The organism is Pseudoalteromonas sp. T1lg23B (assembly GCF_002964665.1).
Taxonomy (GTDB): domain Bacteria; phylum Pseudomonadota; class Gammaproteobacteria; order Enterobacterales; family Alteromonadaceae; genus Pseudoalteromonas.
Genome location: NZ_PQBZ01000007.1, coordinates 104,892 through 131,096, shown reverse-complemented (window position 1 = coordinate 131,096; position 26,205 = coordinate 104,892). Strand labels below are relative to the sequence as shown.

Genomic DNA, 26,205 nt, shown 5'->3' with positions numbered 1-26,205 from the left:
TACGATTAAATTTAAGAAGTTATACCCAAAAGCGGTAATATAGGAACGAATATGTCGCAAATGAACACATTCAACAGAGTTATTTAGCGAGCCTTGAGCGCCATCAGACACTATTTGAAACCATGGCAAATTATCATGAAGAATGTTTGAGACTGCTAGAAGCTTGCCATAGCACATTAGCCAAAGGCGGCAAGGTCATTTGGTTTGGTAATGGTGGTAGTGCCGCTGATGCTCAGCACTTAGCAGCCGAATTTGTGGTGCGATATAAGCTAGAGCGTGGGCCATTAGCGTCAATCGCGCTCACAACAGACACCTCTATTTTGACGGCACATAGCAATGACTATCATTTTGATACCGTGTTTGAGCGCCAAGTACAGGCACTGTGTAAACCTGAAGATTTGGTGATTGGACTGACAACCTCAGGTACCAGTGCCAACATTAATCTAGCCTTGGCCGCAGCCAATGAAATTGGCGCGAATACCGTAGCATTAACAGGGCGTGATGGTGGTGAGGTTAAAAATATCGCTAAATTGCCCATAATCATTAAAAACGATGAAACTGCGCGTATCCAAGAGGCACACATGTTTATCGGTCACTGGCTTTGTGAGGCTGTAGATATGCTGGTAGCGGAGCAGCAGTAATGGAGTTTTCTCGCTTACAGAAGCTAAATCAAGCGCGCGTTCTAGTCGTTGGTGATGTGATGCTTGATCGCTATTGGCATGGTGATACAGGTCGAATTTCACCAGAAGCGCCTGTGCCTGTGGTTAAGGTGAGTAGCTTGGAAGATAAAGCTGGTGGCGCGGCAAACGTAGCCAAGAATATTGCGCATTTAGATGGCCAAGTGGGTTTGCTTGGTCTAATAGGGGAAGACGACAACGGCGTATCGCTGGCTCGAATTCTTGAAAATGAAAAGATAGCCTCGCAGTTAGTCACGGTCGAAGAGCTACCGACTATTGCTAAAATGCGAGTGATCAGTCGTCATCAGCAGGTTGTTCGGTTAGATTTGGAAGAAACATTTACCGAGCAGCATAGCCGTTTACTACTTGCGCGTTTAGAGCAGGTACTTGATGACTATGACTTTGTACTGTTTTCGGATTACAACAAAGGCGCTTTAAGTGCCATTAAAGAAATGATCGCCTTGGCTAAGTCTGCGGGTAAAACGGTATTAATCGACCCAAAATCCAGTGACTTATCGCTATATCGTGGGGCCGATTATATTACCCCTAACCTAAACGAATTTAAGTTAGCTGGTGGTAAGGTCGACAGTGAACAAGCGCTGACCGACAGTGCGCGTCAATTAATTGCCGACAACGGTATTGGCGCAATGTTGTTAACCCGCTCTGAGCAAGGCATGTCGCTTATTTGCGCAACAGAAAAACACGATTTCCCTGCACAGGTATTAGAAGTGAGTGATGTAACGGGGGCCGGAGATACGGTTATCGCAACGCTCACCACCATGTTGGGTGCGGGGATGGCACCTAAAGATGCAGTAGAAGTAGCCAATATCGCCGCGGGTATTGCGGTCAGTAAGCTGGGTGCTGCGACTGTATCACCAGAAGAGCTCAGCCGTAAAATGGGGCAGTATTTACGTCAAACTGGCGAACATTATCAAACCCCGTTCGATGATGTGCTCAAACATATTGCGTTTGCCAAGCAAAATGGTGAGAGAATAGTGTTCACCAATGGTTGCTTTGATATTTTACATGCAGGCCATGTACGTTATTTAGCACAAGCGAAAAGCATGGGGGAGCGATTGGTAGTTGGCCTAAATAATGATGAGTCAATCACGCGCTTGAAAGGCCCACAAAGGCCTATCAATGCATTGAAAGAGCGGGCCATGGTACTGAGTGCTTTGGCATCCGTGGATTGGGTGATCCCTTTTGGTAGCGAAGCCGAGAACGACACGCCAGCAAAGCTCATCGAGCAGATAAGTCCAGATATCTTGGTCAAGGGCGGCGATTACAAGGTGTCAGAAATTGCTGGGGCCGATCATGTGCTCAGTCAAGGCGGGCAAGTAGAAGTATTAGCCTTTTTAGATGGTTGCTCAACCTCTGGCATTATAGAAAAAGCTAAGCTAGGTAAAACCGCTAAGTCTTAGTTCTGTAGCGCTTGCAAATAAGATTGTTGCAATAGCTGCCAATCGTCTTGTGTGAAATAAAAGGTCGGCCATTTGCCGGCCTCTTTATTAAATGAACGTTGCAAACGGCTGATATTCGCTTGCTGCCACGCAGCGTTCGGTATTTTCAACTGGCCACGGTCAAAATCAATCAGATAAACCTCATCTTGTTCATCAAACAGAATATTATTGATATTTAAATCAGCGTGATAGACACCCGCTTTATGAAAGCGCGCGAGCGTTGTTGCAACATTTTGCAGCTCTAAATGAGTTGCTGATCTAGCTTGTAGGCGTTCGCATAGACTTTGAGCACCTGCAACGGCTTCGGTGATGAGATCGCCACGATAGACTAATCCTACACGTGACACCTTGGCTGCAATCGGTTTTGAAACGGGAAGACCGAGCTTTTCAAGCTGACAAAGCAGCGCAAATTCTTGATAAACACGAGTATTTTCTAAGCCTGTGAAAAGGTATTGATCAGACAATACTTTACCTATCAACCCGCCACGCCAGTAATGTTTTAACACATTAACTTTTTGACCTTGTTTAAAAAACCACGCTGTGGAGCGACCTTCTTTAGTAGCAACAATAGCATTCTTCGCTTGCCAAAATTGGGCATCAAACCAATTTAGGTCGACAGTGTAAGTGCAGGTATCAGATGTTAATAGGTACTGATTGTTGGCCGTGGTGATCTTCATCGAAAGGTTTGTTCAGGTAAAAGTTGTGCCAAGTGTAACGTGTTTTTTGTTGACCATAAACTTGCAAAGCAAATTGATTAATTTAAGATCTGGCGCAAATATTTTTGATAAGTAGGAAATTTGTGTCTCAGCCTCCTAGTTCTATTTGTATTCTTAGGCTTTCTGCGATAGGTGATGTATGTCACGCCGTTGCGGCGGTGCAGGCCATTCAAGCTCGCTATCCAAACGCTGCGATTACTTGGGTGATAGGTAAAGTAGAAGCAATGTTATTGGCAGACTTACCTGGGGTTGAGTTTGTTGTTTTTGATAAAAAACAGGGAAAAGCGGCTTATCAAACTCTAAAACGCACTTTTAAGGGCCGTAAGTTTGATGTGCTGTTGCACATGCAAGTTGCACTACGCGCCAATCTCGCTGCTCGATGTATTCCAGCCAAAATGAAAATTGGCTTTGATAGAGGTCGCAGCAAAGAGTTGCATTCGCTATTTATCAATAAACGTATCGCGTCCCAAAACGAACCTCATGTATTGGAAGGTTTTCAACAGTTTGCTCGCACGATTGGGGTTGAATGCGATGTGCCTACTTGGCAGATGCCAATATCAACAGAGGATGATCAGCAAGCAGCAGACTTGTTGGCACAGTGTAATGAGCGGGTGTTTGTTATATCACCTGCAGCGAGTAAAGCGGCGCGCAACTGGCTAGCTGAGCGTTATGCCGCCGTAGCTGATCACGCTGCAGCGCAGGGGTTTTCAGTGGTGATCACGGGAGGACCGACGCCGCTGGAGCAAGACTTAGCCGCTGCGATTCGTCAACACGCGCAATGTGATATTACGAACTTGGTGGGCAAAACCCAGTTAAAGGTATTACTGTGTGTGTTAAAGCAAGCGAGTTTGGTATTGGCACCCGATACAGGGCCTGCTCATATGGCCGTAACGGTGGGAACGCCGGTCATTGGTCTGTATGCGCATTCAAACCCAAAACGCACGGGGCCGTATTTGTATCAGGACTATGTAGTTGAGGTGTATCATCAAAACTTGTTGAAACAAAAAGGTAAAACGGCACAGCAATTGCCGTGGGGAATACGCGTGAAAGGGGATGATCTGATGCAACAAATTCAAACTCAACAAGTGATAGAGATGTTTGATCACGTGGTAAAGGCAGAAAAGCTATGAGCAAAAAGCAAAACAAAGCGGTGTTTTTAGACCGAGATGGCGTCATTAATGTTGATCATGCCTACGTTCATAAGATTGAAGATTTTGAGTTTATCGATGGCGTCTTTGCAGCGTGTCAGCAGTTTATTGCCAAGGGCTACATCATCGTTGTTGTAACGAACCAATCAGGTATTGGCCGAGGGTATTATGATGAGCAGCAGTTTGCTAGATTGAGTGAGTGGATGTGTAGCGAATTTGCTAAACATCAAGTCACCATCAGTAAGGTGTATTACTGCCCGCATCATCCGCATAAAGCGCTTCCTGAATTTCAAAAAGAGTGTGACTGCAGAAAGCCCAATCCAGGTATGCTCAATGAGGCGATAGCTGAGTTTGACATAGATGTCAGTGCCAGTGTGATGGTGGGTGATAAGCTGTCCGATATTGAAGCCGCCAGAGCTGCTGGCGTCAATTTAGCGATTCTGGTGGAATCAGGTCAGTCATTTAGCGATGAAGCAAAGAGTCAAGCCGACCATGTGTGCCAATCTTTAGGCCAAGTTCCCGCGTTACTACCGCTTGTCTCATAAATATTTACTTTATGGTAAAGCCCACGATAATCACAACCCGTGCATTTACGGGTTGAACCTTTTACAATAGCAACCCAGTTTGATTGACCCAGTATGCGCTTTGACACTCTCACGGTGATGGTAAAGTGGCGTGTACATTGGGACCCGTGCAAATAATGGAGACTCCAAATGAGAGCATCGGCCTTTTATAGCCAGCTACAGCAACAGATTGAAGAAGTAAAAGCTGAAGGTTTGTATAAAAATGAACGCGTAATCACTTCTTCTCAACAAGCTCAAATCGCGGTTGAAAGCGGCGAATCTGTAATTAACTTCTGCGCAAACAACTATTTAGGATTGGCAAATCACCCTAGTTTGATTGCTGCTGCTAAGCAAGGCTTAGATGCGCACGGTTTTGGTGTCGCATCGGTTCGTTTTATTTGTGGTACGCAAGACATCCATAAAACATTGGAAGCTAAAATCAGCGAGTTTCTACAAACAGAAGACACCATTTTGTACTCGTCATGTTTTGATGCGAACGCAGGCTTGTTTGAAACTATTCTTGGCCCTGATGATGCGATTATTTCTGATGCGCTAAATCATGCCTCTATCATTGATGGGGTTCGCCTATGTAAAGCGAAACGTTTCCGCTATGCTAATAACGATATGGCTGATCTGGAGCAACAGTTAATTGCAGCAACCGAAGCGGGTGCTAAAACAAAACTAATTGCCACAGATGGCGTATTTTCAATGGATGGTGTGATCTGTAATTTAAAAGCGGTATGTGATTTGGCCGATAAGTATGATGCATTAGTTATGGTTGATGACTCTCATGCGGTTGGTTTTGTCGGTGAAAATGGGCGTGGCACACCTGAGTATTGTGGTGTGATGGATCGCGTTGACATTATTACTGGCACCCTAGGAAAAGCACTTGGTGGAGCATCAGGTGGCTATACTTCAGGTAAAAAAGAAGTTGTAGAGTGGTTGCGTCAACGTTCACGTCCATACTTGTTCTCAAATTCCTTGGCACCTTCTATTGTGACAGCCTCAATCGCTGTATTAGATATGCTAAAAGAAGGCAAAGAGTTGCGCGATAGCTTGTGGCGTAATGCTGCTTACTTCCGTGAACACATGGAAGCGGCTGGTTTCACCTGTGCGGGTAAAGATCACGCGATCATTCCTGTGATGTTGGGCGATGCTAAGATTGCTGCGCAAATGGCAGACAAACTATTGGCTGAGGGAATTTATGTGACGGGCTTCTCATTCCCTGTTGTACCAAAAGGGCAAGCGAGAATTCGTACTCAAATCTCAGCTGCACATACCCAAGAGCAGCTTGATAAAGCGATTGCTGCCTTCACTCGCATTGGTAAAGAGTTGGGTATTATTTAATTTTAAAGCGAAGCGATAGCTTCCTTGTTTTGAGTAACGATTATGAAAGCTTTATCTAAGTTAAAAGCCGAACCAGGGATTTGGATGACGGATGCGCCTAAACCGGAAGTAGGGCATAACGATCTGTTGATTAAAATCCGCAAAACCGCAATTTGTGGTACCGACGTACACATCTACAAATGGGATGAGTGGGCGCAAAAGACCATTCCTACCCCTATGGTTGTTGGCCATGAATATGTGGGTGAAGTGGTTGATATGGGCCAAGAAGTACGTGGCTTCAATATTGGTGATAGGGTCTCCGGTGAAGGGCATATTACATGTGGACACTGTCGAAACTGTCGTGCTGGTCGTGTGCATTTATGTCGTAACACCACAGGTGTTGGTGTTAACCGTGAAGGCTCATTTGCAGAATACTTGGTGATCCCTGCGTTCAATGCTTTTAAGATCCCTGACAACATTTCTGATGAGCTCGCTTCAATTTTTGACCCATTTGGTAATGCTGTACATACGGCTTTGTCGTTTGATTTAGTCGGTGAAGATGTATTAATCACAGGGGCTGGTCCGATAGGTATCATGGCTGCCGCAGTTGCAAAACATGTGGGTGCACGTCATGTGGTGATCACTGATGTTAATGAGTATCGTCTTGATTTAGCTCGTAAAATGGGTGCAACGCGCGCCGTTAACGTGGCAAACGAAAAGCTTGAAGATGTTATGAAAGAGCTAGGCATGACTGAAGGGTTCGACATCGGGCTTGAAATGTCAGGTGTACCCGTTGCCTTCAACGGTATGCTCAACAACATGAACCATGGTGGCAAGATTGCCATGCTAGGTATTCCCCCTTCGGATATGGCGGTTGATTGGAATCAGGTTATTTTCAAAGGGCTCGTGATCAAAGGAATTTATGGTCGAGAAATGTTTGAGACTTGGTATAAGATGGCAAGCTTAATTCAATCAGGGTTAAACCTTGAGCCAATTATTACCCATCAATTCCATATTGATGATTTCCAGATTGGTTTTGATACCATGATCTCTGGTCAATCAGGCAAAGTGATCTTAAACTGGGATTAGTAGCCAATTTTACCTATCAAAGGCGACATTGGTCGCCTTTTCGCATTTTTTGAGTAGTAAATATTATGTCAATGAAACATATTTCTGTCGCACAGACTAAACAATTATTAGAGCGTGATGACGTTGTAATTGCGGATATTCGTGATGAAAATAGCTTCGCTCAGGGGCACATTCCTGGTGCTGAGCATTTATCTAATGCAAATATTGCGCATTTTATGCAGGAAAAAGAGTTTGATCAGCCGATTATTGTGGTTTGTTATCATGGGATTAGCTCCCAAGGTGCTGCGAACTATTTGATTGAGCAAGGCTTTGAAGATGTTTATAGCATGGATGGTGGCTTTACACAGTGGGCTTCAGAGTTACCGGATTTTATACATAAATGATTTTACTCGGGACCTATAATAATCCACGAGCGGTTCAAGGCGCTGCTGATTATTTTAAAACACAGGGCATACCAGTGAGTTTGCGCTCCAATGATGGTACCAATGTTGAAGTGTGGGTCCAAGAGGCATATCAGGCACAAGCGAATATCCTTTGGCAAGACTTTGTCAGTAACCCTCATCATAGCAAATATTCAGATGCTTCTTGGCACAATGGAGATACCAACTCAAGGTTGCTCTATGGTGGCAGTGAGCTAAATTTGAGACAACGTTTTACCGCTTTGCACTGGTTTTTAAAGCTAATATTTGTGCTGTGCTTACTTGTCTTCGGTAGCTTTTATTTATTTGATGCTAACGCCATTTTTACCCGTTTACAGTTTAAACCCGATGCTCCGTTGAGTTGGGTTACACCTGTGCTGTTACATTTTGGTGCTTTGCATTTAGTTTTTAATCTCAGTTGGTGGTTGCATCTAGGTCACCAAATAGTTCAGCGCACGGGCGCTACTAGTCTATTCATTCTGTTTATTGTTAGCAGTTTAGTCAGTAATTGGGCGCAGTTTTTGATGGTTGATAGTCGCTTTGGTGGGCTAAGCGGGGTGGTTTATGCGTTGCTTGGTTATGCGTGGATTTACGGTGTGAAACACTCAACGCAAGAGCCCATTGTTGGCAAACCAATAGTCGGATTTATGCTATTGTGGATGATTTTTGGCTTTACCGAGCTATTTTTTATCAGCATGGCAAATTGGGCTCATTTGTTTGGCTTACTCAGCGGTATGTTCATCGCGTTTGTACAACCCAGACAAAAAATCGCTCAATGATATAAGTACTTGGTGAATAGCACATCACGGATTATTTCTTCACCCGTTTCTTCTTTTAGCAAATTCTTTAGCCTATCTGTGCAACGTCGACGAATTTCTTCTCTGCCTGTGAGCGACTTAATTGTTTCTTCAGGCTCCTTGCTTAGGATCTGCACTATTGCATCTCTAAGCAGGGGAGTGTGGTGTTCTACGACACCGATATTGCTGACATCATCCAGCATCAAATCTACTGTTACGCGCACATAGCCAAGCTTTTTGTTTGATTGGCCAATGTAATTGGTAATGATATCAGGTTCAAAACCAAAGTAGCCTACATTGGAATTCGCTCGTGCTCCAAAGCTGCTCACAGTGAGCATAAGAATTGCGACAAGTAGATAGTAAGGCTTATTCATAACAATTAGAATTCCCATTGGTTCAACGGCATAGTTTGCTTGGCTAAGTGTATACGTAAATGCAATTAATTTACATATTAGAAGTGATATCCTATTAAAATATCAGCGAACTTTTTCCAAAGGCGGGGGAGTGCTATGATATACGCGAGTTTTTTAAATTGCAGATATTGTTTTGTTGATAACCCCATTTTCCATTGATTTTGAATGGCATTGCGCAAGCGAATGCTCGGATCTAACGAGTCCAGATGCCTCGGTGATCTTAAACGAAGGCTCATTAACCGCTTTATTAAAAAGCCAAAGTGACCAATTTAGAGTCGACGTGTTGCGTGAGCAATGGTTGGCAAGCAATTCGTTGCATAAAGGCCTACTAGGCGAGCAGTGCAGACAGATACAGTGTCGAGAGGTGTTGCTTGTTTGTGACGATGTAGCTCGGGTTTACGCACAAAGTTGGATTAGCACACAAGCTTCTGATTTAGGCGTCCGCCAACTTGGCTCTAAACCTTTGGGTGAGGTGCTGTTTCAAGATGAGTCATGGCAGCGTTCTGAGTTAGAAGTTGCTCAAGTTAACAATCATTGCGGTTATGACGCATTGTTGAATGACTTGCAATTACCTCTACATAATATGTATGCGAGGCGACGCGTGTTTACCAATCAGGCAGCTAAGATCATGGTGTGTGAAGTATTTTTACCTAAGGTGAATTATGCAACTCAACTTGCTAAGTAGACAGCATTTCCCAAGTTATTTACGTTTAATGAGAACGGATAGACCTATCGGTACGCTATTGCTGCTATGGCCGACATATTGGGCCCTGTGGATAGCGAATTCAGGTGTGCCGCCAATTCATTTGTTGCTGGTATTCAGTTGCGGGGTGTTTATCATGCGCAGTGCAGGATGTGTGATAAATGATTTTGCAGATCGAAAGGTGGATGGTGCTGTAAAAAGGACTTCAACACGTCCATTGGCGGTAGGAGAAGTCCAACCGGGTGAAGCAATAAGTTTATTTATCGTCCTTATATTGTGTGCATTTGCGCTGGTACTCACGCTTAACTGGCAAACTATATTATTGTCTGTCGCTGCATTGATGTTAGCGGCTTGTTACCCTTTTATGAAACGTTACACGCATTTACCGCAAGTTGTTTTGGGAATGGCTTATAGCTTTTCAATTCCAATGGCGTTTATGGCCAGTAACAATACCGTGCCCTTGTATGCGTGGTGGTTGTTTCTAGCCAATGTTTTGTGGACTGTGGCTTATGACACTATGTACGCAATGGTGGACAGGGATGATGACTTAAAAATTGGCGTTAAATCGACAGCTATTTTATTTGGCCGTTACGATAGACATTGGATAGCTATACTGAATATTGTGTTTATAGTGCTGTTGAGTTGCGTGGGTGTACAGCTTGAGTTAGCTTGGTACTACTTTGCCTCGCTGCTTGTGGCGGTCTCACTACTGATGCAATTGCAGGTGGCTATACACAGCCGAGATAGAGACCAATGCTTCAACTCATTTTTGCGCAATAATCGCGTAGGTTTGGCTATCTTTATCGGTATTGCGCTGAGCTATATATAAAATTGTAATAAAAAAAAGGATGCTTAGAGCATCCTTTTTTATTATATGAAAATATTTATATATTTGAGGCGCAAGCTTTGGCTTTAGCTGAGTTTTCTATCAAACCAAGTAAATGTTTGATGTGACCATCTCTGTTAACGTGATGGTTAGTTTGCACCACTAACTGTTCGTGATTAATATCCTTATTGGTTTTCAGAATCACTAAACTTGGGTCTTGTGCGATAGTATTAGCATGTTCAATGCTGGCTATAGCGAAGTGATTTGATTGCTTCAGGCCGTCCATGACTTGATCAATGTTACCAATTTTCATACTGCTACTTTTGTTCAACCCATCAACAGCTTCATTAAGCATTGTTTGTACTTGTTTTGACTGTGAGAAACAGCCAAACATAGGGTAGTCGTACAATTCTTCTTTACGTAGCGAATCTTTGCTAGCAAGCGGGTGATGTTTGGCAACAAACAGAATCAGTTGGTCAGGAAGATATATATCACTGACAACATTGCTAGCGCTTTGCAAGTAAACGCTAATATCAATTTCCCCAAGCTGTAATTTACGTGTTAACTCATGCTCGTCTTGTAATTGCATCTCAATTTTAATGTTTGGGTAATCAGCAAGGAACTGACCACATGACATAGGTACAATAGAGCTGGCGTCGCTGGTGTAACCAATAACCAGCTTTTGCTGGTCTCTACCAAACAAGCTTTGTTTGATAGTTTTTTTGGTCATCTCTAATTCAGACAGCGTTGTTTTGCAGTAACTTAAAAACATCTCACCCTGTTCAGTAAGCCTTACAGAGCGTGTTGAGCGTTTAACAAGTTCGCATCCAATCTCGTCTTCCAGCGTTTGAATGCTTCTAGTCAAAGCTGAAGTACTAATCTTTGTTTGTTCAGCAGCTTGTCTGAAGTGACGCAAGTTACCTAAGGCGACAAACTGTTCTAGTTGTTCAAATCTCATTCGAAATTCCTTTTAATTTCTACAAGTGACACAACGGTATTGTGTATTTTCCTAATACTAATACAAGTAATGGAAGATTGAAAGTGAAAATTTTACATTCTGCTTACAAAAGTCAATCGGGGTAGCTATCTCTAATTGCAATAAACTGATCTAAGTTGTCTATAAACAGCTCAACAAGCTTTGGTTCAAATTGCTTCCCTTTCTCAGATTGTATCAGCGCTAGCACTTTTTCTAAAGGCCATGAAGGTTTGTAACATCGATCGCTACCTAATGCATCAAACACATCAGCCAAAGCAGTGATACGACCTACGATATCGATTTGTTCACCTTTGAGACCTCTGGGGTAACCAGAACCATCCCATTTTTCATGATGCTGATGCGCTATTGTAGCGCCACATTGTAAAATTTCGTTAGAAGAATGTTGTAAAATTTCGTAACCGGTTTGCGCATGCGTCTTCATAATTTCCCATTCAGCGTCGTTCAGTTTGTCCGGCTTATTTAAAATATCATCGGGTATGCTGATTTTACCAATATCATGGAGCGGAGAAGCAAGCTTAATGATCTCGGCGCGATAATCAGATAAGCCATAAAGCTGTGCCAGTAACATACTGTAATGGGCAACTCTTTTAACATGGGAACCCGTTTCTTTAGAGCGACGTTCAACAGCTTCCCCAAGAATATAGGACAGCTCTTTTTGCGAGTCTTTTACTGTTTCTCTCAATTTAATATTGTCATAGGCTAGTGCAATGTTGTTGGCAAAAAACTCTAACAGCTGTCGATCAGTACTTTTCATTTGTGAGTCTTTGCCGACATACAACATTGTTTCTCCTCCACCTGCGGAAGGAAAATAACCTACATATTCGGTGTCGGTAGAGCGGGATGCCTTGAGGTTGTGAGATTCGATGAATAACTCTTTAACATGATCAGGAATGACCGATGAGCTCGGTTCAACGCCTTCTCCTGATGCGGCCAATAGCTTGAAGTGCGCACCAGATTCTTTGCGATTGTTAATGGCCGCTGCACAATAAATATCATTGTCATTGAGGCCCATAACATTGGAGACATGTGCCAAAATGGTAGATGCAAACTCTCTAACACTGTTGCATTTCAAAAATGAGGATGAAGCATTGATTATTTGCTCTAATCCACGTTTGTGCTTTTCAATAATCTGGATATCTCGGTGAGCCCGTAATGCTGAATAAAGTAAGGTTTTTAGTTTAACCGCCGTTAATTCAGTTTTATTTTTATAGTCATTAATATCATAGTCTCGAATCACAGACTCTTCTGGGGCTTCCCCTGGTTGGCCTGTACGCAGAATAAGTCTCACATCATGATTGGCTAAGTCGTTACGTATGTATTTAATAAGGTCAAGCCCAGCGTGATTGGTTTCCATCACTACATCTACCAAACCCACTGAAATGAGCTGTTCTTTTTCGAGTATTTCTTTGGCTTCTTTTGCAGAATACGCATGATGGAATCGCAGTGATTTTTTTTCAAATTCAAAGCCAGACAAGACCAGCTTGGTAACCTGATGGATATCTTCCTCATCATCAACGATAAGGATGTCCCAGTATTCAGACTTTAAATTTGGGGATGTTGGTTCTTCAATAGACTCATCAGAGAAAAGAAAACTGCTCACTCGCTGACCCTTAAATGACTGTTTACTGAGTCAGTATAGTCATTAAAGTCAGCATCTGCTTAATCAAGAAGTTGGCTTTTTCTCGATATTTTGCAATTCTATTTCTATGGCATCACAAGAAATATGTATTTCATACAAAGAGATAATTAGTGACACGATGAGGCAGCATAAACTGGCACCAAACAGTATGACGCCAGTAAGTGCAACGTCGATAAAAAGTGCAAACATTGACAGCGTACACAGTAAAAATGCAATCACGCCCCATACCTGCATGAAGCGAATTAACTTGATACGTTTTCTTAAGTTATCAATTTGTGCTCGAACTAAAGGCCGGATACTGTCTCCTTCTCGGGCGTTAAGTTCCCTGATGAGTTGTGCTAAGACCAAAAATCGATTTGTGTATGCCAGTAAAAGAAGTGAAATAGCAGGAAATAAAAGTCCAGGAGTGGTTAGCGTCATTTGAGCCTCTTCAATAATCAAGATTGAGTAATAATTATGACAGATAATAGCTTTAAATGGCGATGTGTATTTACAACAGATAATCTGCTTGAAGCACACATAGTAAAAGGTTTACTTAGCCAAGCTAGAATTGCTTCTCGACTGGATGGCGAACCTTTACTCGGAGGCATCGGTGAAATACCCGCTGATCAGGCAAAGTTGAGTTTAATGGTTTATGAGATAAAAGTACGCGCAGCACAAAAAATATTGTTAGACTACGCGCAAAAGCAACTGACCTCAGACTGGCGTTGCAACCATTGTACAGAATTGAACGGACCAGCATTTCAATATTGCTGGCAATGTGGAAAACAAAATGACCAAAGCGAATAATTTCCAGCGCATCAGAGAGCTTAACTATTTACAACAGGCTGTGTTGGCAGCGGCCATCATCGAAAGAATGCTACCCAATTATGGATTGTTCAGTGAAGCAACAGGGTTTGGTGATGAATCAGCCTTAAGAAGTGCGCTGAATGTATGTTGGGAAAAGCTACTGTTACCAAAAAGTAAGATCAGCCTTGAAAAGCAAATTGAAAAAGTTGAGCCGAACGTACCTGAGCTCGCTGAATTCGATATGTTTGGTACTTACCCCGCAATTGATGCGGCTACCGCATTATTGGGTTTGATGCATGGTTTGATGGCTAAAGATGAGCAGGAATTTATTAGTATTGCGAAGATATCTCAGGCGACGGTAGCCCGCTATGTTGAGTTTTTGTTGCTTAACGAAGACATTGAACCGGATAACAAGTTGGTTCGCGATCACCCTGTGATGCAATATGAGATCGAAATCTTATCTGAGTTGATAGACTTTGTAGAAAATATGGGACGTATTAGCTCAGACAATGTAAAAGCATTGAAACAACACGCACTAGCAGATGGCCAAACTAACATAGGTTTGGCGATTTAAGTGCTAATTCAGGGGATTTACTTGCCCAACGAAAGTACCAACAGGTAAAATACCTGCCTTTTAAAATCAAGTCTTGGGAGAGTCTGGGTGCGAATTTTAGGCATAGAATCATCGTGTGATGAAACCGGTATTGCGATTTATGATGATGAGCAAGGCCTACTTGCACACCAACTATATAGTCAGGTTAAAGTTCATGCGGATTACGGTGGTGTGGTGCCTGAACTTGCGTCTCGTGATCATGTTCGTAAAACCATTCCCTTGATCGAAGCCGCGTTTGAGCAAGCTGGTTGTGGCCCTGAGTCTCTTGACGGTGTTGCTTATACGGCTGGCCCCGGCTTGGTTGGAGCGTTGTTAGTAGGCACGTCAATTGGTCGCTCATTGGCCTTTGGTTGGAATATTCCAGCTGTTGCCGTACATCACATGGAAGGTCACTTACTCGCGCCGATGCTAGAAGATGATCGTCCGGAATTTCCCTTTATTGCACTATTGGTATCGGGCGGCCACACCATGATGGTGAAGGTTGAAGGTATTGGCGAATATGAAGTGTTAGGGGAGTCAGTGGATGATGCCGCCGGTGAAGCATTTGATAAGACTGCTAAATTGCTTGGCTTAGATTATCCAGGTGGCCCTTTGCTGGCTAAAATGGCCCAGCAAGGTGTTGCAAAACGCTTTGTATTTCCAAGGCCTATGACCGACAGACCGGGGCTTGATTTTAGTTTTAGTGGCTTGAAAACGGCAGCGGCTAACACCATTCGTTCAGCGGGTGATGATGAGCAAACGAAGGCGGATATTGCCCATGCTTTTCAAACAGCGGTGATAGATACCTTGGCTATCAAATGTAAAAGAGCGCTGAAAGAGACGAATATAAAACGGCTTGTTATCGCTGGCGGAGTGAGTGCCAATACAGAATTAAGACATAAGCTTGAACGTGTGATGCAAGGTATGCAGGGTAAAGTGTATTATCCGCGTACGGAGTTTTGTACTGACAATGGGGCGATGATTGCCTTTGCTGGTATGCAGCGTTTAAAAGCCAAGCAATATGCACCACTGGATATGAAAACCCAACCGCGTTGGCCTTTGGATAGTTTAAAGCCGCTTTAGCTCTTTTTACGCCCGACCTTTGGCTCCTTACCTTGCAGGAGCCTTTTAATATTTGCCCTATGTCGAAGGATGATCACAACGGTTAAAAAGCTCACTGGAAGTGTGTAGATAGGTTTGATCCACCATGTATACAGTGGCGCCAGAGTCACTGCAGTGATGGCCGCCAACGATGAGTAGCGAGTGATCCACAAAACTAATAGCCAAGTACTGATAAGTAACCCGCCAAGCGATAAGCCTATCGGTAGTAGCGCACCAAAGGCAGTGGCGACAGCCTTACCGCCATTGAAATGAAAAAATACCGGATAAATGTGACCTAAACATGCTGCGACAGCAACAGCACCAAGCCAAATTGGTTCAATCTGTAAGAAATAGGCGCCCCACACAGGGATTGTGCCCTTAAGAATATCGAACACCAACACGAGTACCGCGGGTAGTTTTCCTCCCAAGCGTAGTACATTTGTCGCACCTGGGTTGTGTGAACCCGCAAAGCGCGGATCGGGCAAGCCGAACACACGACACACCAATACGGCTGATGAGATAGAGCCAATTAAATAGGCACAGAGACAGATTAAACTAACTAACACGTTTTTCCTTATTTTGTCTTGTGACGTTTTCGGCTATGATCGGCGTTTCTATGCCGACTGTGGATAACTTAATAAGTAGTCACAGAACCCAGTTATGCAATCAGTGGAGTATCAATGGATAAGGTCTATATCTCACAACTACACGTCGAAACTATAATAGGAGTTTACGACTTTGAGAAGGAAAGTAAACAAAGCTTGTACTTTGATATTGAGATGTTGACCGACATTTCGGCCGCCGCCCAAAGTGATGATATAAACTTTGCGGTGGATTACGCCAAAGTGAGTGAGCGCGTTATTGCCCATACGACCGCGCAACCTGTGGAATTACTTGAAACACTGTTGGAGCAGTTGGCGGCACTGATCTTGGCTGAATTTAATGTTCAGCAAGTCACCATAAAGGTCAGTAAGCCTGCAGCGGTCGCTGCTGCCCAGACGGTTGGTGTTGAAATCACCAGAGTGAAAAGTTAGTTATGGCGCAGATTTATATCAGTCTTGGTTCAAACGTAAATCGTGAGCATAACTTAAAAGCTGGTTTAAGGGCATTGATTAAACATTTCCCGAACTATACGCATTCTAGCGTATATGAGAGTGTAGCCGTTGGCTTTAATGGCAGTAATTTTTACAACTCTGTATTGAGTGCATCAACAGATCTGTCGTTAGCACAGGTGTGTGTGTTGCTAAAACAAATTGAACTGGATAATGGTCGAACTCGTCAGGACAAAAAGTTTAGTCCGCGAACCTTAGACCTTGATTTACTATTTTATAATGACGTGATCTGTGAGCAACCTGCTCAACTACCTAGAGATGAAATAACCAAAAATGCGTTTGTGTTATTACCCCTCTATGAGATTGCTCCAGATCACATTCATCCTGTACATAAAAAAAGTATTGCCGATATTTGGCAAGCCTATGACAACCCGAATCAAAAATTGTGGAAAGTGGAGTTTTCGTTGCCGTGAGTATTATTGAAATTATAGTTTTGGCGTTAGTTCAGGGATTAACGGAGTTTTTACCGATATCGAGCTCTGCTCATCTTATTTTACCGTCGCAAATATTGGGTTGGGCCGACCAAGGCACTGCTTTTGATGTTGCAGTGCATGTGGGGACTTTATTGGCGGTGGTGATTTATTTTCGTAAAGAAGTGACAGATATTCTGGGCGCATGGTTTGCTTCTTTTGGTGCACAAGGCAGAAGCGATGACAGTCAGTTAGGCTGGTGGATACTGATTGCTACTATTCCATCGTTGATTATTGGTTATTTAGTAAAAGATTTTGTTGAAGTTTATTCGCGTAATGCTTGGATCATTGCCACCACCACCGTTGTGTTTGGTTTATTACTTTGGTATGCCGATAAAAGTGCAAAACAGTTAAAAAACATTTATCAGCTTAACTGGTTAAGTGCATTGCTGATTGGTTTATCTCAAGTAGTTGCGATGATATTTCCTGGTACTTCACGCTCGGGGATCACTATGACGGTGGGTCTATTGCTTGGATTAAATAAGCAAAGCGCTGCGCGCTTTTCGTTTTTAATGTCTATTCCCGTGATTGCTGCGGCTGGGTCGTATTACGTCTATAAGCTTTCAAGCAGTGAGGAAATTATTAGCTGGAATGCCATCGTGTTGGGGTCGATATTGTCATTTATCACCGCATACGCGTGTATTCACTTTTTCTTAAAGGTCATTGAAAGAATGGGCATGATGCCTTTTGTGATCTACAGGTTGTTGCTCGGTGGTGCATTGTTTGCATTTTTACTTTGGTAACTGTCATCAGTTTCACAAGGCCCGCATCGGATAATGCGGGCTTTTTTATTTATGGCATTAATATCTGTTTAATCGCACGTTCTCTAGCTAGAGCCAGTTGATGCTTTATTTCGACCCCCTTGAAACCTTGTGCGATGATGCTTTGTGGCGCAACTGCCAGAGCAGCCTGTGCGGCTTGTTGTAACGTATCGATCACATCATTGTGTATTTGAGCATCGCTCTGCGCAACTTGGCAAAGCAGGTCAAAGCGTTCGGGGCGACGCCATAGGTCAAGCTGATTAAACATTGCAAGCGCTGCGCTTACGTCGATTTTACTGTGTAATAAAAGTGCTTGGTGTTGACAATAATCACGGGCACTTTGTGCGTACTTGTTTGGGATTTTAAGTCGCTGTTCAATGCCCTCTAGAGCATCTAGTGAGCTAGGTGCTAACCACAAGCAAAATTGGATGAGTTTGTAATTTGCTTGCGTGTTATCAAGTGACTGGATGGCGCTTGCCAATTGCTTTGCATGCTCCTCGCTCCAATAGGTGAGCATAGGCATAATTAAAGTCAGCGCACCTACCTTTTGTAAGATATTGCAAAAGACTTCAATTTGGCCATCAGTGAGGCTTTTTTCAATTTCCATCCAAACACGTTCCTTGGTAAGCGTGGCCAGTTCTTGGCTTGCGACCATTTGCGTCATCAATTGTTGGGTTTCAGGTGCGATGCTAAAGCCTAGGTAATGGTATCTAGCTGCAAAGCGCGCGACACGTAACACGCGTAAAGGGTCTTCACTGAATGCGTCACTGACATGACGTAAGACACGATTGTTGATGTCTTGTTGTCCATTATAAGGGTCAATCAAGTTTCCTTGTTGGTCTTTAGCAATGGCATTGACGGTTAAGTCTCTACGGTATAGATCTTGTTCAAGTGTTATGGTTGGCGCAAAATCACAAATAAATCCACCATAACCCTGACCTTGTTTACGCTCTGTTCTAGCAAGGGCGTATTCTTCTTTTGTTTCTGGGTGTAAAAAAACTGGAAAGTCTTTTCCTACTTGGCTGTAGCCAAGCGCGAGCATTTGCTCAGGTGTGGCACCAACCACTACATAATCTCTTTCGGTAACAGGGCGTTGTAAAAGCTCATCACGTACAGCACCGCCAACTAGATACACTTGCATATTAGCCTCAAATAAACAAATTACGCAAAATTAGAAACAGGGTTTTAACTTACCGTGTTTTTTTGCCATTATAGGCACCATCATAACAATAAAGAGACGCATCGTGTATTTACGCTATTTTGGACTAAGCGAAAAACCGTTTTCCATTGCCCCCAATCCTGAATATTTATTTTTAAGTGACAGACACAAAGAAGCACTTGCGCACTTAACATATGGCTTGGGAGATGCAGGGGGGTTTGTATTGTTGACGGGTGAAGTGGGCACAGGAAAAACCACCGTCACTCGCAGTATGCTGGCACAGTTACCTGAAACCACTCAGGTAGCGTTTATTTTAAACCCCGCCTTGTCAGAGATAGAGCTGCTCGCCAGTATTTGTGATGAATTGAAAATCGACTATCCTGCCCAGCAGGCTAGCTTGAAAGTATTAACCGATTTAATTAAAGCCAGATTACTCGAAAACCATGCGACAGGTGGTCACACCATGTTGATCATTGATGAGGCACAGCATCTTGCGGCAGAGGTATTAGAGCAGTTGCGTTTATTGACCAATTTGGAAACTGACCATAAGAAATTACTGCAAATTGTGTTGGTTGGACAACCTGAGCTGCAACACCTGTTACAACGCAATGAGTTGCGTCAGTTGGCCCAGCGCATCACCGCTCGTTATCATTTACTGCCATTAACTCAGTCACAAGTGTATGCCTACATTCAGCACCGATTACAAAAGGCAGGCAGTCAAACGATGATATTTAATCATGATGCGATTGCTTACATGCATAAAGTGACGGCGGGGATCCCTAGGCTGTTGAATCTGCTGGCGGATAGATGCCTATTGGGGGCCTACTCTGCACAACAGCAAGTTGTGGATAAAAAGATAGCGATGCAGGCCGCCAAAGAGGCGTTGCCGCTTAATTTAGTCCCTGAAAAATCCAGACCGGCCAAATCTCAAGTTTGGTGGCTGTCATCAGCAGCTTTAGCAAGCTTCGCGTTTGGTTTTGTTCTTTCATTTGTTTTTTAATTGGTGAGTTATGTCGTATTTAGTTAATGCATTAAAGCAATCGCAGCAAGCAGGGCATAGTGAGCAGGATCACTTAGCTTACCAGCACCAAAAACAACTTAAACTCTATCGTACAGTGGTATTTGGTCTGTCGGCGGTGGTGCTAGTTGGTGGGTTCACTTTTGCGGGCTACCTAAGTGGTCACTTCGTGCAATCCTCGTTTGCGCAGCAACAGCAGCCCAAGCAAGCTAAGGCTGAGCAAAGCGTGAATGAGTCAGGTGAGGAACGCGGTGAGACTGCTAAAGTCGCCGTTGCCGACACAGCTGAGAAGGCGACAAACACAGTCACACCTGCATCCCCCCCCGTAACGGCTAACACAGGGATACCGATACCTGCTTCACAGCCCCTAACGCAACCTATGGCAAATAATGCTGTTATGAACCCTCAGGTACAGTACCAATGGATGTCGGTTCAGATAGGGGTGGATGCCAGTGGTCAGCCGGTGTATCGACAGCAATTGGTGCCTGTTGTGAACCAGCAAGTGTTTAACGCAATGCCGCAGCAAGTTGCTTCACAAGGCACTGCGCAGTTTGCTCAGCAAAGTTTGCCACAGGCTTCGTCACAGCAACAGTTACCTCAACTACAGCCAATGGCATCTGGAACAACGGAAGATTTAAGTCAATATAGGGTGTTAGGTAAACCACTCAGTCAGTCAGCTGCACAGAACATGCAAGACCCCGAATTGGCTGGAGTATCAAAAGAGCTAAAAGAGGCATTTGCACAGGCTGTTGTTGAAACACAAAACAATCAACCGCATCAAATCACTGCCAGCAGTAAAGATTCGGCTCGGGCAACTCCAGTTGAATTGTTACCTAACTCTTTACAGCAATCACTGCCAACATTGCGCTATCAGGCACATATCTATGCAACCGACCCTGAAAAACGTTGGATTAAGCTAAACAACCGAGAGTTGTATGAAGGGGATAGCATCGGTGCGCTTAAATTGTTAGAAATAACGCCTGAGCAGGCTTTGTTCGATTTTGATGGTTATGAGTTCAGCATGAAAGCGATGCAAGACTGGCTGCCATAAGTATTATGGCAGCATTGAATGTTTAAAGAACTTCATCAGATTGAGGCTGAATTCTTCTGGCTTAATAGCGGCTTCAATCTCATCTTCCACACGTTTACTGGATAGGTCGATGTCTCGCACCTCTGTGTAGTGCATGTTTTTGGCGTGGTAAAAAACTTTGACCACGGGTTGTAGAGGTGTATCGGGGTTACTTTGACTGATGATACCAACGCGCTGACTTTTGAGTTTTACCAGTGTGCCTACAGGGAATACGCCAACACAATGAATAAAGGCGTTGAGAAGTGATTCATCATAGTGGTGTGGTACATGCTCTCGCAAAATTTTAAATGCGGCAACGGGCGTTTTTCCATTTTTGTAAACACGCTCAGAGGTAATGGCATCATAGCTGTCGACGATTGCAACCATACGTACATATTGGGAAAGCTGCTCCGCTGTTTTGCAAAACGGGTAGCCACTTCCATCTAAGCGCTCGTGATGAAAGCCTGCAATTTCAGTCGCAATGTCGCCAAGTTTGGCATCGGAAACGATGTCATAGCTGTAACGAGCGTGTTGTTTCATCTGCTCATATTCTTCATGACTGAGTGCGCCAGGCTTATGCAAAATCTCATCTGGCACTTGGATTTTCCCAATATCATGTAGCAATGCACCTAGGGTGATCTGTTCAATAATATGTCTATCTAATGACAAATGCTTGGCTAGAATACTTACTAAAATAGCGACATTAATTGAATGCTCTAACAGATATGCGTCTTTTTCTTTGATTTGCGCGATGCAGGCCAGCGCATCTTGGTTTCGAAATACAGAATCAATCAACCCATCGGCGGTATCCTGAAATGGTGATAAGTCTATTTGGTTCCCTTGTTTTAGGTCAGAAAATGTTTTTTCTTGGAGCGCTTTAGCTTGCTGATAGAGCTCATTGGCTTTATCGAGTTCACTTTCTATTGAGGTTGATTTATGCCATGGGTCATGAGCTTTTGGAGAAGCGCTTTTTGATGGTAAAACAGGCTCCGGTGTTGGTTCTGATTTGAGTTGCTCATTGGTTTCTTGGGGGGCTTCTTGGGGCGTACCAAGGGTTTTATCAGGGTCTATTTCTACAGCCATAACACCTGCTTTGAGTAGATGTTGGATACCATCTTGTGTTTTCACCCAGCCTTGATTTTTCACTTTCACATGCCCAGTTTGTTTGGTCACGCCAACAACGAACATCCCAGGTTTTAACTCACTGATATCTATGGTTTTCACGGTAGTATCTTAGAAATGGCAAGTAATTTAAGGTTAGCAAAGAATCCTTCAAATAAAAGCGCAGTAAGAATAAATTATGATGAGAATTTAGGATGTTTTTACCAACGAATGGCATCACTGGGGCAGAAAAAAAGCCAACATATGCTGGCTTTTTTATTTACGATAAATCGATTTATTCTTCGTCTTCAACCAAGGTCATCAATGAGGTGTTACCCCCTGATGCTGTGGTATCAATACTGATGGTTTTTTCAGTAACTAGACGGTTGATTAGCGTGTCATAGTATTCAGCACTGATCACCGGCAGAATTGCTCCTGAACGTGCAGCAAGCTGCTGACTGAAATAACCCAAACGCGAAGATCGAGCCGCGACAACCGCACCTGATAGATGTGGATGTGCCAAAATAGCTTGTAGCTGGTTCGGCTTCGCAACTTGGAATACCCCTTCGGCAATACCCGTTGAGATAAACTTATCTCTGAACGCTTGTGCTTCTTCGTAGAACAGTTCTGACGCTACCGTGATCACGGTATTACCAGCGGCGAGTGCCGTGATGATAGAAATAGCCCAGAAGTTAAACGAAGTACTCTTGTCCGCATAACACACCACACAACCGCGAGGTTCTAGGTGTAAGGTATTTGATTCACCCGTTGGACCTGGTAGGGTCGTATAGGTGCGCATACGCTTTTCAAGTCTATTTAGCTGTGCACGAGCATCGGCAAGTGTTTTAGCTAAGTCATCGGCCAACTCATCGATGATCTCAACAGTTGCTATCTTAGCAAGCAGCTGACGAACAGAAGATACGCGGTCATTCAGCGCCGTATTGCGCCAAATTTTTTCATCGCGCATAGAGTTGCGCATCAGTAAATCAACTTGTTCTGCAGCACCTGGGAAATCATGGGTCTCAAGCTCATCAGAAGTCAGGTTGGTCATTTGTACGTTTTCAGGTGACGCTTTTTCTTTCACCAAACGATACAAGTAGTTAGGGCCACCCGCTTTCGGGCCTGTGCCAGATAAGCCGCGACCACCAAATGGCTGCACACCGACGATGGCACCGATCATGTTGCGGTTAACGTATACGTTACCAGCACGAGACATTTTGGCTAAATACTGACAGCGCTCTTCAATACGTGAATGCACACCCATGGTCAAGCCGTAACCTGTGTTATTGATCTGGTCAATTACCTTGTCTAACTCGTTCGCTTTGTAACGCACGATGTGCACGATTGGGCCAAATACTTCACGTTTGAGTACTGATAAATCAGCAATTTCGTACAAACGTGGGGCAAAGAAATATGCACCATTTTCGCTGTTGTCTGGGATTTTAGATTCAAACAACAATTTACCATTGCTCTTAAGGTACTCAACGTGTGAAGTTAAGGTGTTCAGAGCTTTTTCATCAATAACCGGACCAACATCGGTAGAAAGTAACGATGGGTCGCCAACATGTAGTTCTTGAAGCGCACCTTTTAGCATTGTAATGATGCCATCAGCGACATCATCTTGCAGGAACAATACACGCAGAGCAGAACAGCGTTGTCCAGCACTTTGGAAGCCAGAAGAAATGACATCGTCAACCACTTGCTCAGGTAGCGCTGTGGAGTCCACAATCATACAGTTCTGTCCGCCGGTTTCTGCAATCAATGGCACCTGAATGTCGTTGCGCTCGGCAAGAATTTGCGAAATCAAAGTACCTGTTTCAGTCGAACCTGTGAACATTACCGCTTGAATACGCTCATCAGGCAAAATGTGCTTACCGACTTCACTACCACGCGCAATAACAGGTTGAACAACGTGCTCAGGTAAGCCAACCGTGTGCATTAATTCAATACAACGTAATGCTATATAGCTGGTTTGCTCGGCTGGTTTTGCGATAACAGTGTTACCCGTCACAATTGCAGCTGCAACTTGACCTAAGAAGATAGCCAGAGGGAAGTTCCATGGACTGATACATAAAATAACCCCACGTGCTTCAAAGCGCTCATCCTGTGCTAACTCTTCTGCACGAGCGGCGTAGTAGCGACAGAAATCGACGGCTTCACGTACTTCATCGATACTATCTTGGGCGACTTTACCGGCTTCTTTGATACAGATAGCAACCAGTTCATCATGATGGCGTTCTAAAATGTCAGCAACACGGCGCAGCAAGTCAGCACGCTCTTTAACAGGAGTTTGTGACCAGCTTGCAAACGCTTTGTCGGCATTTTCCAGCATGGCTTGCATGTCATCACTTTGATGGACACGAACCTGACCTACCACTTCTTTGTGATTGGCAGGGTTACGCACCGCTAGATGGCCTTCTTTTACTTGGCTCTCGTCGATTAAGTGCTCGCTAAACCAATTGTCTAGGTTTTCTTTAAACGGTGTCAACGTATTGATATCCGTTAAGTCCATCCCTTTTGAGTTGGGGCGTTCATCACCATATAATTCGATTGGCAGTTTGATCTGCTTGTTGAATTTATTGCGAAGACCTTGCAGGGTCTCAACTGGGTCTGGCAGCAATGATTCAACTGGCTTAGATGTATCAACAATGGCATTTACGAATGAGGAGTTTGCGCCATTTTCTAATAGACGACGTACTAGGTAGGCAAGCAAATCTTCGTGTTGACCAACAGGGGCGTAGACACGACATTGAATTTTTTCATTTTCAACGACTTGGTCGAATAACGACTCACCCATGCCATGTAGGCGTTGGAATTCAAAGCCTTGGTTATCACCTTTAGCAACTTCTAAAATGGTCGCCGCTGTATAAGCATTGTGCGTTGCAAACTGAGGGAACAGCACATCACGTGCTTCAAGTAATTTAATTGCACACGCTTTGTATGACACATCTGTTGTGGCCTTGCGAGTAAACACAGGGAAGTGATTTAAGCCATCTTGTTGAGTGGTCTTGATCTCGGTGTCCCAGTATGCGCCCTTAACGAGACGAACCATTAAACGACGGCCTACGCGGCGAGCAAGGTCAGCTAACCATTCAACCACGAAAATCGCACGTTTTTGATAAGCTTGAACAGCGAGGCCGAAACCTTGCCAATCACCTAGTTCATCGTCAGAGAATACTGCTTCAATGATATCAAGAGAAATATCTAGACGATCTGCTTCTTCCGCATCGACGGTAAAGCCGATGTCGTACTTTTTAGCAGCCAATGCCAGCTCTTTTAATTTAGGCACGATTTCGCTCATCACGCGCTCGCGGTGGCTAAACTCGTAACGAGGATGAATAGCAGAGAGTTTAACTGATATACCTGGGCTCTTAATTGGCCCACGACCATTGGCTGCTTTACCAATAGCATGGATAGCGGTCATGTAGCTGTTGAAGTAACGCTCGGCGTCAGCCATTGTGCGAGCGCCTTCACCTAGCATATCGTATGAGTACACGTAGCCTTTTTGCTCTTTTTCCGCTGCGCGCTCGATGGCTTCATCAATATTTTGACCCATCACGAATTGCTTACCCATAATCTTCATCGCAAAGTTTACTGACTTGCGGATCACAGGCTCGCCTAAACGGCCGATGGTTTTTTTCAATACACCAAATTGCTGCTCTTTATTTTTATCTGTGTAGTTAACCATTTTACCGGTCACTAACAGGCCCCAACTTGACGCATTAACGAATAAAGAGTCACTGCTGCCTAAATGTGAACTCCAGTCACCTTTAGCTAGCTTGTCGCGGATCAGGTTATCTTGTGTTTCTTTATCTGGAACTCGCAATAACGCTTCTGCCAAGCACATCAGTACCACACCTTCTTCTGTAGAAAGTGAGAACTCATTCAACAAGGCATCAACGCCATTTTGGCCGTCTTGGTCTTTACGAATGTTTAAAACCAATTGACGCGCACGTTCCCATGCTCGGCTTCGAGCCGTAACGCCTACCTCAGCAAGCGGCAAAATATGATCGATAACTTCATTTTCATCAATTCGGTAGAAGTCACGGATTTTTTGTCGGATAGGACAGCTAGTTGTCAAATCGCCGTTATAAAGCATAAGCAACCCTCAATAGTGTAGAGTCAAAAATACATGTAATTAGTACCAGCACCCTTGGTGTAGTGCAGCAGGCCCAGCCTGTTTAATTACGACAAATTAAATGCAATGTGTTGAATGCACCATATCATAATGATTCTGGTGTTTAAAATATCGCCATCACG

27 protein-coding genes are annotated in these 26,205 nt (G+C 43.8%); 18 read left to right on the top strand and 9 right to left on the bottom strand.

What is annotated here, in order from left to right:
- Positions 1-68: 68 nt before the first annotated feature.
- Both C2M32_RS03425 and hldE read left to right on the top strand, forming a co-directional pair.
- The gene (locus C2M32_RS03425; RefSeq protein WP_105167115.1) at positions 69-641 is read left to right on the top strand and encodes an SIS domain-containing protein; all 573 of its coding nucleotides are present in this window, start codon (positions 69-71) and stop codon (positions 639-641) included.
- A complete protein-coding gene (hldE, locus tag C2M32_RS03420) occupies positions 641-2,098 on the top strand; it encodes a bifunctional D-glycero-beta-D-manno-heptose-7-phosphate kinase/D-glycero-beta-D-manno-heptose 1-phosphate adenylyltransferase HldE (protein ID WP_105167114.1) in 1,458 nt (485 codons plus the stop codon). Before C2M32_RS03425 ends, hldE begins: the two co-directional genes overlap by 1 nt.
- Here hldE and C2M32_RS03415 read toward each other — a convergent pair.
- On the bottom strand, positions 2,095-2,814 hold the full coding sequence (locus tag C2M32_RS03415) for a 3-deoxy-D-manno-octulosonic acid kinase (RefSeq protein ID WP_105167113.1): 720 nt from the start codon (positions 2,812-2,814) through the stop codon (positions 2,095-2,097). The genes hldE and C2M32_RS03415 overlap by 4 nt on opposite strands.
- A 122-nt stretch (positions 2,815-2,936) precedes the next feature.
- Here C2M32_RS03415 and C2M32_RS03410 point away from each other — a divergent pair, with 122 nt between their 5' ends.
- The 6 genes from C2M32_RS03410 to glpG all read left to right on the top strand — a co-directional run bounded on the left by C2M32_RS03410 (position 2,937) and on the right by glpG (position 8,177).
- On the top strand, positions 2,937-3,983 hold the full coding sequence (locus C2M32_RS03410) for a glycosyltransferase family 9 protein (RefSeq protein WP_105167112.1): 1,047 nt from the start codon (positions 2,937-2,939) through the stop codon (positions 3,981-3,983).
- Positions 3,980-4,546, top strand: coding sequence for a D-glycero-beta-D-manno-heptose 1,7-bisphosphate 7-phosphatase (gene gmhB, locus C2M32_RS03405; RefSeq protein ID WP_105167111.1), 567 nt, complete (start codon positions 3,980-3,982; stop codon positions 4,544-4,546). The genes C2M32_RS03410 and gmhB overlap by 4 nt, the downstream gene beginning before the upstream one ends.
- 168 nt (positions 4,547-4,714) lie before the next feature.
- The gene (locus tag C2M32_RS03400) at positions 4,715-5,911 is read left to right on the top strand and encodes a glycine C-acetyltransferase (protein ID WP_105167110.1); all 1,197 of its coding nucleotides are present in this window, start codon (positions 4,715-4,717) and stop codon (positions 5,909-5,911) included.
- A 42-nt stretch (positions 5,912-5,953) separates the two neighbouring features.
- Positions 5,954-6,979, top strand: a complete 1,026-nt coding sequence (gene tdh, locus C2M32_RS03395; RefSeq protein ID WP_105167109.1) for an L-threonine 3-dehydrogenase — start codon at positions 5,954-5,956, stop codon at positions 6,977-6,979.
- 65 nt (positions 6,980-7,044) lie between these two features.
- Positions 7,045-7,362, top strand: coding sequence for a thiosulfate sulfurtransferase GlpE (gene glpE / locus C2M32_RS03390; RefSeq protein ID WP_105167108.1), 318 nt, complete (start codon positions 7,045-7,047; stop codon positions 7,360-7,362).
- Positions 7,359-8,177: a rhomboid family intramembrane serine protease GlpG gene (glpG, locus tag C2M32_RS03385; protein ID WP_105167107.1), complete on the top strand. Its 819-nt coding sequence runs from the start codon at positions 7,359-7,361 to the stop codon at positions 8,175-8,177. The genes glpE and glpG overlap by 4 nt, the downstream gene beginning before the upstream one ends.
- On the opposite strand, the gene C2M32_RS03380 is transcribed toward glpG, so the two are convergent.
- On the bottom strand, positions 8,171-8,569 hold the full coding sequence (locus C2M32_RS03380) for a flagellar basal body-associated protein FliL (protein WP_105167106.1): 399 nt from the start codon (positions 8,567-8,569) through the stop codon (positions 8,171-8,173). The genes glpG and C2M32_RS03380 overlap by 7 nt on opposite strands.
- Before the next feature lie 172 nt (positions 8,570-8,741).
- On the opposite strand from C2M32_RS03380, the gene C2M32_RS03375 reads away from it, so the two are divergent.
- Together C2M32_RS03375 and ubiA are read left to right on the top strand one after the other, a co-directional pair.
- Complete coding sequence (locus C2M32_RS03375; RefSeq protein ID WP_158678089.1) at positions 8,742-9,293, top strand: chorismate--pyruvate lyase family protein; 552 nt, start codon at positions 8,742-8,744, stop codon at positions 9,291-9,293.
- Positions 9,271-10,140 (top strand): 4-hydroxybenzoate octaprenyltransferase, encoded by an 870-nt coding sequence (gene ubiA, locus C2M32_RS03370; RefSeq protein WP_105167104.1) that lies wholly within the window; start codon positions 9,271-9,273, stop codon positions 10,138-10,140. Before C2M32_RS03375 ends, ubiA begins: the two co-directional genes overlap by 23 nt.
- Positions 10,141-10,195: 55 nt before the next feature.
- On the opposite strand, the gene C2M32_RS03365 is transcribed toward ubiA, so the two are convergent.
- The 3 genes from C2M32_RS03365 to C2M32_RS03355 form a co-directional block, all read right to left on the bottom strand.
- Entirely contained in the window at positions 10,196-11,095 is a 900-nt protein-coding gene (locus C2M32_RS03365; protein ID WP_105167103.1) for a LysR family transcriptional regulator, read from the bottom strand.
- A 112-nt stretch (positions 11,096-11,207) separates the two neighbouring features.
- The gene (locus tag C2M32_RS03360) at positions 11,208-12,734 is read right to left on the bottom strand and encodes a DUF3369 domain-containing protein (protein WP_105167102.1); all 1,527 of its coding nucleotides are present in this window, start codon (positions 12,732-12,734) and stop codon (positions 11,208-11,210) included.
- Between the two features lie 63 nt (positions 12,735-12,797).
- The gene (locus tag C2M32_RS03355) at positions 12,798-13,193 is read right to left on the bottom strand and encodes a DUF2721 domain-containing protein (protein ID WP_105167101.1); all 396 of its coding nucleotides are present in this window, start codon (positions 13,191-13,193) and stop codon (positions 12,798-12,800) included.
- A gap of 36 nt (positions 13,194-13,229) precedes the next feature.
- Between C2M32_RS03355 and C2M32_RS03350 the strand changes: the two genes are divergently transcribed.
- The 3 genes from C2M32_RS03350 to tsaD all read left to right on the top strand — a co-directional run bounded on the left by C2M32_RS03350 (position 13,230) and on the right by tsaD (position 15,237).
- Positions 13,230-13,562 carry a putative signal transducing protein gene (locus C2M32_RS03350; RefSeq protein WP_105167100.1) on the top strand — a complete coding sequence of 111 codons (333 nt, stop codon included), beginning with the start codon at positions 13,230-13,232 and terminating at the stop codon, positions 13,560-13,562.
- Complete coding sequence (locus C2M32_RS03345; protein ID WP_105167099.1) at positions 13,546-14,136, top strand: YjaG family protein; 591 nt, start codon at positions 13,546-13,548, stop codon at positions 14,134-14,136. The genes C2M32_RS03350 and C2M32_RS03345 overlap by 17 nt, the downstream gene beginning before the upstream one ends.
- A gap of 87 nt (positions 14,137-14,223) precedes the next feature.
- Positions 14,224-15,237 (top strand): tRNA (adenosine(37)-N6)-threonylcarbamoyltransferase complex transferase subunit TsaD, encoded by a 1,014-nt coding sequence (gene tsaD / locus C2M32_RS03340; RefSeq protein WP_105167098.1) that lies wholly within the window; start codon positions 14,224-14,226, stop codon positions 15,235-15,237.
- Here tsaD and plsY read toward each other — a convergent pair.
- Positions 15,234-15,821: a glycerol-3-phosphate 1-O-acyltransferase PlsY gene (gene plsY / locus C2M32_RS03335; RefSeq protein ID WP_158678087.1), complete on the bottom strand. Its 588-nt coding sequence runs from the start codon at positions 15,819-15,821 to the stop codon at positions 15,234-15,236. The genes tsaD and plsY overlap by 4 nt on opposite strands.
- 114 nt (positions 15,822-15,935) lie before the next feature.
- On the opposite strand from plsY, the gene folB reads away from it, so the two are divergent.
- Genes folB through C2M32_RS03320 form a run of 3 tightly spaced genes read left to right on the top strand, consistent with a single transcriptional unit; the run spans position 15,936 to position 17,580 of the window.
- A complete protein-coding gene (gene folB, locus C2M32_RS03330; RefSeq protein ID WP_105167097.1) occupies positions 15,936-16,289 on the top strand; it encodes a dihydroneopterin aldolase in 354 nt (117 codons plus the stop codon).
- 2 nt (positions 16,290-16,291) lie between these two features.
- Entirely contained in the window at positions 16,292-16,780 is a 489-nt protein-coding gene (gene folK / locus C2M32_RS03325; RefSeq protein ID WP_105167096.1) for a 2-amino-4-hydroxy-6-hydroxymethyldihydropteridine diphosphokinase, read from the top strand.
- Complete coding sequence (locus tag C2M32_RS03320; protein ID WP_105167095.1) at positions 16,777-17,580, top strand: undecaprenyl-diphosphate phosphatase; 804 nt, start codon at positions 16,777-16,779, stop codon at positions 17,578-17,580. The genes folK and C2M32_RS03320 overlap by 4 nt, the downstream gene beginning before the upstream one ends.
- A 49-nt stretch (positions 17,581-17,629) precedes the next feature.
- Here C2M32_RS03320 and C2M32_RS03315 read toward each other — a convergent pair whose 3' ends face one another.
- On the bottom strand, positions 17,630-18,739 hold the full coding sequence (locus C2M32_RS03315; protein ID WP_105167094.1) for a tRNA nucleotidyltransferase: 1,110 nt from the start codon (positions 18,737-18,739) through the stop codon (positions 17,630-17,632).
- 103 nt (positions 18,740-18,842) lie between these two features.
- Between C2M32_RS03315 and C2M32_RS03310 the strand changes: the two genes are divergently transcribed.
- Together C2M32_RS03310 and C2M32_RS03305 are read left to right on the top strand one after the other, a co-directional pair.
- Positions 18,843-19,757: an ExeA family protein gene (locus tag C2M32_RS03310; protein ID WP_105167093.1), complete on the top strand. Its 915-nt coding sequence runs from the start codon at positions 18,843-18,845 to the stop codon at positions 19,755-19,757.
- A gap of 10 nt (positions 19,758-19,767) precedes the next feature.
- Positions 19,768-20,826, top strand: coding sequence for a general secretion pathway protein GspB (locus C2M32_RS03305; RefSeq protein ID WP_105167092.1), 1,059 nt, complete (start codon positions 19,768-19,770; stop codon positions 20,824-20,826).
- Between the two features lie 3 nt (positions 20,827-20,829).
- Here C2M32_RS03305 and C2M32_RS03300 read toward each other — a convergent pair whose 3' ends face one another.
- Complete coding sequence (locus tag C2M32_RS03300) at positions 20,830-22,068, bottom strand: HD-GYP domain-containing protein (RefSeq protein ID WP_105167091.1); 1,239 nt, start codon at positions 22,066-22,068, stop codon at positions 20,830-20,832.
- Positions 22,069-22,240: 172 nt separating this feature from the next.
- On the bottom strand, positions 22,241-26,044 hold the full coding sequence (putA, locus tag C2M32_RS03295) for a bifunctional proline dehydrogenase/L-glutamate gamma-semialdehyde dehydrogenase PutA (protein ID WP_105167090.1): 3,804 nt from the start codon (positions 26,042-26,044) through the stop codon (positions 22,241-22,243).
- Positions 26,045-26,205: the final 161 nt, after the last annotated feature.